Raw genomic sequence first — 4,625 nt, 5'->3', positions numbered from 1 at the left:
ACCCCACCCCACCCTCGAGCAGGAAGACGAAGGCGTCCTTGCGGTCCTGGAAGAAGGCCCACTCCCACTGCACCTTCAGGCGCGTGGTGAGGAGCTCCTCGCGCAGAGAGGCGCCCACGAGGACACCTCGGGGCAACCAGGCGGGTGTGGGCGAGGTGTGCACGCGGCGCGGACGTGACTGGGCTTGGGCGGTGGAAACCAGACCCAGCGTAAAAACCAGCAAAACGAAGAGCTTGCGGTCCATAGGAACCATCTTCCCGCCACGGAGCGGAGCGCTTGTCAACGAAGTGTTGGGTTGGCTATGACGCGTTCGTTACCTGCGGATGGATACGGAGCCGGGCCTTGCCTGGAGCCGCCCACCGTGGGGCACCAAGGAGCGGGACACCGCATGCCAGTCGTGACAGTCCGGGCCAGCAGCAGCAAGCAGGGCTCGGTGAAGTTCGACACCCTGGTCCGCAAGGCCACGGAGAAAGCCTCCGACCTGCTGGGCCAGAGTGATCGAGTGCTCGTCGTCTACGAGAAGGGGTGCGCGAGCATCTACTACGAGGGTGACGGCGTGCAGCCGCTCCCCGCCCCCGCCTCCCGCGTTTCCTGAAGTCGTGGTTCCCTCCGTCGGTGCCCTCCAGGAGGGGGCGCTGACGCGTGAGGATGGAACGCGAATAATCGCAGGTGTGTCCTGGAGGAAGTCCGCGACTGTCCTCTCTCTCCAAGGAACCCCGTGCGCCCGCTCCTCCTCGTCCCGCTCTTCGCCCTCGTCGCGTGCTCCTCTTCTCGTGTCCACGAGCGCGCGGACGTCATGGACGGCCTGGCGACGGGCGGCGCCCCGGGAGCGGCCGAGCAGAACCGGTCCATCATCCACCGCGCCACGGTGCAGTTGGAGCGCGACGAGCCGGAGCAAGGGCCCGCGCAAGCCATCGCGTTGGCGAAGTCCCATGGGGGCTATGCCCAGCAGGCGATGACCCAGGCCGTCGTGGTGCGCATCCCCGCCGAGCGATTCGAAGGTTTCCTGGCCGCGGTGCCCGCCCTGGGCACGGTGGCGAACAAGAGCGTCTCGGCCGACGACGTGACGGACACCCACCGTGACCTCAAGGTGCGCCTGGACAACGTGACGCGGATTCGCGAGCGCTACCTGGAGCTGCTCCAGCGTGCTGTCACCGTCGAGGACACGCTCAAGGTGGAGAAGGAGCTGGAGCGAATCACGCTCGAATACGAGACCCTCAAGTCGCGCCTGGAGGGGCTGGAGGGCAGCATCGCGCTGTCCACCGTGTACCTGGACTTCCAGCGACCGGTGCGGCCCGGGCCCGTGGGCTGGGTGTTCTATGGCCTGGGCAAGGGCCTCAAGTGGCTGTTCGTCTGGGACTGACGCGCTGACGCGCGGGGCGCGCTCCACGAGGAGGTGCTGTGGACGACACATGCACCTGCCCTCTTCGACGAGAGCAGGGCCCTCCAGGTCACGCTCTCGCAACGGCGCGGCATGGGCATCGTCCAGGGGCGGACGCTCGGCCCACGGACGCTCGGCGCTGGGATGACCCCGGGAGGGAAAGAAGGATCTGCTGAAGGCCGACCTCGCGAGTGAACCGCGCCCGGATGCCATCAGGGCGAGCCCGGCTTCGATTGGGCCGGCGGTGCTGGCAACCCTCTCGGGGCGATGAGGCACTTCGCATGGCCTTGATGACGACGACTTCCTCGGGCGCCTTCGTCCAGCTCGGCGCCACCCGCGATGGACTGGAGCCCTATCTCGACGCGGCTCGCAGGCGCGGACTGCAGACCATTCTCGTGGAGACGCCCGCCTATCTGAGCTGGCGGCAACAACTGGGTCGCCGCCCCTTCGACCTGGAACTTCCGGTGGAGCACCCCTCGCAGCCCGCGGAGGTCCAGCACTTCCTCGAGTCGCTCGGTGTCCCCGTGACGCTGCTGCTCGCGGGCTTCGAACGGTACGTGGAATGCGCCTTCGCGCTCGCGCCCGTCATGGAGCACGGGCCTCGCCAGCGGTGGCCTCATGGGGCCTTCAATCCCCTCGACAAGTGGGGACAGCGCGAGGCCCTGGCCCACGCATGTCCCCGCGTGCTCCAGCCGCGCCACGTCAGCTTCGAGCTGGGCTCACCGGGCGCGTCGGCCATGCTCACCCGGGTGGGCTTTCCCCTGGTGGTGAAGCCCTCGAACGGGAGTGGCGGCCTGGGCGTCTTCCTCGTCGAGGATGCGCGGCAACGCGACCAGGCCCTGGCGGCGCTGGGAGAGCTGTCCAACTACGACGGCGGGCGCTTCGAGCGGGTGTTGCTCGAGGAGTTCATCGAGGGACGCGAGCACTCCATCCAGGGGCTCGCGCATGAGGGGCGGGCGCTGCTCCTCACCACCTGCGAGAAGCTCGTCACGCGCGAGCCAGCGCCAGGCACACCCGAGCTGCGTGGCTTTCGCGAGGCGGGCCACATCGCCACGCATGGAGACCGCGCGGAGCCCGCCCTGCGCGCACTGGCCCAGGCGTGTCTGGATGCCACGGGCTACCGCGAGGGCCCCTTCCATGTGGACCTCCTCCGCAATCAGGGAGGCGCCTTCTTCGTCGAGATGGGCTTCCGCCTCTCCGGAGGGGGACTCTCGGGGCTGGTCGATAGAGCCACCGGAATGAAGTGGGCGGAGCTCGTCTTCGAGACGCACCTGGGAGAGAGAGTCCCCACGCTCCCACCCTTCCGCGAAGGACCTGGCGCCTACGTGGGGCAGGTGACGTGCGCCTCCGAGGACGAGCTTCGTGCCGGGGAGACCTTGCGCGCGAAGGGTGTGACGGTGGAGGTGCAGCGATTCGCCGCGACTCCGCCGGGGGTCGAGACCGTCGCGAGTCCCCGCAGGGAGGCGCTCGCCGCCGACAAGCTGCGCGACTCGGGTTTCGCGGGGCGCCTCGTGGTCAGCGGCACCACGCTCGAGGAGGTTCGCCACTCCCTGCAGTCCTGCATCTCCGCCCGGCTGGGAGTCTGAACAGGCGCCAGCGCTTCGCTCCACGCGAGTGGGCCCAGATGTCCAGCAAAGCCAACCGCCACCCCAAAAGGCATACACCACGAAATGACACACGAGGTCGGCGACTCCGCGCACCCCCCGAAACGAAGAAGGCCCCAGACTCGAAAGAGAGCCCGGGGCCTCCGAGACATCGCGGACGTCAATCGCGACTACGGATGCGGGTTGCTGCTCCAGCAGGTGGCGTAGGCATCACGCCCGCAGAAGTTGTTCGCATAGGCATTGCACTGCCCGTACGCGACGCTCTGCGTGGCCCACATCCACTCGCTGGAGCTGCGGCAGCGCCACGAACACGTGCGCCCGCCGTCCGCCCAGCCAGCACAGTTCGCGGTCCAGGACGCGCTGACTTCACCCGGAACACGGTCTTTCGACAACACGGCCGTCGAGGGGTCCGGCAGAGCGGCTTCCTCGGCCATCTCCTCGGGAGCTCCGCCGCACGCGGAGAGGCACGCCATGGACACCAACGCCATCATCAGGGGATTCATCAGGTTCTTCATGGGAGGGATTCCTGGGGTGAAGAGGGGTGGGGCCCGACTCAGGGAATGCTCCAGCAGACGCTGTAGGGCTCCCTGCCGCAGTCACGCCGCGCCACGTTCTCGCACTGGCCCCACGCGACGTCGTTGTAGCCATACCAGTGACGCCAGTCGTTGGCCGTGCACTTGAACGTGCAGTGCCGCGCGCCGCGATCATAACCCTCGCAAACACCCTGCTCCGCCTCGCCCACAGGAATCTCGGTGTCGGCCACTTCCTCCGGCGCGCCACCGCACGCCGCCAACAGGCCTCCGAACGCCAGACTGATAATCAGGGTCTTCATCTTCACGGGTGATTGTCCTTGGGGTGCGTGCCGGCGAAATGACCGACTCCGAGAACATAGCCCGATTAAGCCGTCTTGATCAAACAACGAGACTTAACTGACTTACCAGCCTGGGCGGGATTCGGCCAGACAAGCCAACGCACGCTCGACTCGAAGGATGAAACAGTGAGCCGCTCCCCTCCTGGGATCCAGGAGCCCCCACATCGTTCTTGACCGCCGGTGCCACATACAGCCAGGCCTCTTCAAGAAGCCAGCAACCCGGCAGGTGGGGGCAGAGAATACCCCACGCAGTCCCATCCGAGGTGCCTCCCCGCCGCGAACGACAGGTTTGCAGGAGAGCCACCTCCTGATCTATAGCCCCGCTCAACCAAGAGGGGGATTCAATGTCTGTGTTTCTTTGTGTCGGGCGTGCCGCGTCCCTGGTGACGACAGTGCTTGCCCTGGGAGTGTTCGCGGCCTGCGGTGGAGACGAGAGGGCCTTGCCTCCGGCGGCGAGTGCCGACGTCAAGGTCATGCTCGGCCAGGCACTGTCGGCCGACGACGTGGCGCGCATCCGAGTGGAGGTCCATGGCCCGGGCATCCCCACCGCCTTGGGGATGGACCTCGTCCGCGATGGGAACACGTGGAACGGTACGCTCCACGACATCCCCGCGGGGGCTGACCGCTTCTTCACGGCGAACGCGTACGACGCGGCGTCCACCCTCCTCTACGCGGGCCATGTGAGTCCCATGGCCATCCATGCCGGCCGAGTGGCCGCGGTCTTCATGGTGTTGCAGCAAGCCAATCCCCACCCGCCCTTCGAGAACGA

Annotated in this window: 5 protein-coding genes and 1 pseudogene; 4 read left to right on the top strand and 2 right to left on the bottom strand. The window is 67.3% G+C overall.

Annotated features, from left to right (window positions below; genetic code table 11):
- The first annotated feature begins 388 nt into the window (after nucleotides 1-388).
- From FJV41_RS48020 to FJV41_RS48010, 3 genes are all read left to right on the top strand, one after another.
- Nucleotides 389-595, top strand: a complete 207-nt coding sequence (locus FJV41_RS48020) for a hypothetical protein (protein WP_141649336.1) — start codon at nucleotides 389-391, stop codon at nucleotides 593-595.
- 123 nt (nucleotides 596-718) lie between these two features.
- Complete coding sequence (locus tag FJV41_RS48015; RefSeq protein WP_141649335.1) at nucleotides 719-1,363, top strand: DUF4349 domain-containing protein; 645 nt, start codon at nucleotides 719-721, stop codon at nucleotides 1,361-1,363.
- A gap of 299 nt (nucleotides 1,364-1,662) precedes the next feature.
- Nucleotides 1,663-2,967: an ATP-grasp domain-containing protein gene (locus FJV41_RS48010; RefSeq protein WP_174478796.1), complete on the top strand. Its 1,305-nt coding sequence runs from the start codon at nucleotides 1,663-1,665 to the stop codon at nucleotides 2,965-2,967.
- A gap of 188 nt (nucleotides 2,968-3,155) precedes the next feature.
- Here the strand turns inward: FJV41_RS48010 and FJV41_RS48005 are convergent, their stop codons facing one another.
- Together FJV41_RS48005 and FJV41_RS48000 are read right to left on the bottom strand one after the other, a co-directional pair.
- Nucleotides 3,156-3,500 carry a hypothetical protein gene (locus FJV41_RS48005; protein ID WP_141649333.1) on the bottom strand — a complete coding sequence of 115 codons (345 nt, stop codon included), beginning with the start codon at nucleotides 3,498-3,500 and terminating at the stop codon, nucleotides 3,156-3,158.
- A 38-nt stretch (nucleotides 3,501-3,538) separates the two neighbouring features.
- Nucleotides 3,539-3,823 carry a hypothetical protein gene (locus FJV41_RS48000; protein ID WP_141649332.1) on the bottom strand — a complete coding sequence of 95 codons (285 nt, stop codon included), beginning with the start codon at nucleotides 3,821-3,823 and terminating at the stop codon, nucleotides 3,539-3,541.
- 377 nt (nucleotides 3,824-4,200) lie between these two features.
- Between FJV41_RS48000 and FJV41_RS47995 the strand changes: the two are divergent.
- Nucleotides 4,201-4,625: pseudogene (locus FJV41_RS47995) on the top strand (kelch-like protein); the annotation flags it as partial.

Source organism: Myxococcus llanfairpwllgwyngyllgogerychwyrndrobwllllantysiliogogogochensis, assembly GCF_006636215.1.
In the GTDB taxonomy this organism is placed as follows: domain Bacteria; phylum Myxococcota; class Myxococcia; order Myxococcales; family Myxococcaceae; genus Myxococcus; species Myxococcus llanfairpwllgwyngyllgogerychwyrndrobwllllantysiliogogogochensis.
This window is presented reverse-complemented; position numbering and strand designations above follow the sequence as displayed.